This window comes from Mycolicibacterium xanthum (assembly GCF_019710635.1).
Lineage (GTDB): Bacteria > Actinomycetota > Actinomycetes > Mycobacteriales > Mycobacteriaceae > Mycobacterium > Mycobacterium xanthum.
In genome coordinates, this window is the sequence record NZ_JAIFZS010000140.1 from 1 (window position 1) to 1,453 (window position 1,453).

The 1,453-nt window shown below is 65.2% G+C and carries 1 protein-coding gene; it reads right to left on the reverse strand.

Annotated elements, in window-relative coordinates:
- Positions 1-394 precede the first annotated feature (394 nt).
- Entirely contained in the window at positions 395-1,081 is a 687-nt protein-coding gene (lpqN, locus tag JDV09_RS26420) for an envelope biogenesis lipoprotein LpqN (RefSeq protein WP_221372086.1), read from the reverse strand.
- Positions 1,082-1,453: the final 372 nt, after the last annotated feature.

Here is a 1,453-nt window from a genome sequence, read left to right on the forward strand (position 1 = left end):
GGCTCACCCTGTGGCGCAACATCATCGGCCACAGCCCACCGGCGATCGCCACCACCTGACCACCCGCCGAAAGGCCCGACCGCAGCACACAAGGAAAAGCTGGACAGACCAGCAGATACCCCCTGCTCACCACCGGCAAGTGCTCACCAAAGCTACCCCAGCCTCAGCTATAACAGCTCATCGGTGGATCGAGGCTAAGTCGATAGAACCACCTCCGGGGCGCGCGGCGCACTTACGCGCGTGCGCTGCCTCTGGTGAGGTCACCGATCAACTGCGCACCGCCAGGCAGCGTCGGGCAGTAGGCCAGGCCAGGCGCTTGCAGCCGGTTCTCGGAGATCTGTCACGCCTACGACGCCGCCTTGCACGCCCAACACGCCACCTGGGGGCCTGATGGTCAGGGCGTGATTGTGGTCTCGTCGTCGATAGCGGCCACCGCGAAGATTAGCTCAAAGGATTGATCCTCGAGGGCGTCGGCCTTGAGCCGCAGGACGTAGAGACCGTCCTGGCCAGGGATCACCACCGTCTTCTGGGCGATGGCGCGCTTGGCGCCGTCGCGAACGTACGTGCCGCCAGCCTCACGGGCTTCGAACCCGCCCAGCGTGCTTGCGCCGCTTCCCTCGCCTTCGAACCCGGGCAGGTTCTGGAGCTCGCCGGGGGCGTATTCAAGAATCTTGGCCGGGTCGACGTCTCCGGTGAGGCGCGACATCAACGCGACAATCGTTGGTGGGTCGTCGGCCATCGCTGGATCGGTGGAGATGATGGCGCTCCAAGCCCCCTCCGGGGTGCGCGGGCCGGCGTCCTCCCAGTCCGGCGGGACTGGCAGGTCGACGGTGGGCGCTCCGGGATCGCCACGCTGGACCGGGGTTTCGACGATGTCGTTGTCCCTGATGTAGTCGGCGATGGTGTAGTTGGGCCCCGAAGCCTGCGCCGAGGTAGTGGGTGTCTCGGCCTCGGTTTCGGTCGTGGTTTCCGTCGTCGTGGTGGTGGCCGTTTCGGACGCCGTGTCCGATCCGCAGCCGGCCAGCGCGAGGCCGAGCGCGACGACTGGGGCGACACCGATCGCCGCGAACGGGTTCGTCATCGACACCACCTCCTGTGATTTTGGATCGACGGCCAGCTTACGGGCCTACCTTCTTCTCTGGATCGATCCGAGCCAAACGATCTACGGCAGTCCGTCACGGTACGGAGGAAAGTCGGCTAGCGACTTCTCGCGCGGTAACCGCCACGCTCCATTTCCATTACCTTCGGAGAGGGTTTAGCCTCGATCCACCGATGAGCTGTTATAGCTGAGGCTGGGGTAGCTTTGGTGAGCACTTGCCGGTGGTGAGCAGGGGGTATCTGCTGGTCTGTCCAGCTTTTCCTTGTGTGCTGCGGTCGGGCCTTTCGGCGGGTGGTCAGGTGGTGGCGATCGCCGGTGGGCTGTGGCCGATGATGTTGCGCCACAGGGTGAGCC

Excerpts from the sequence above, each read along its gene's own strand:
- lpqN (WP_221372086.1), bottom strand. The coding sequence starts at position 1,081 with ATGACGAACCCGTTCGCGGCGATCGGTGTCGCCCCAGTCGTCGCGCTC.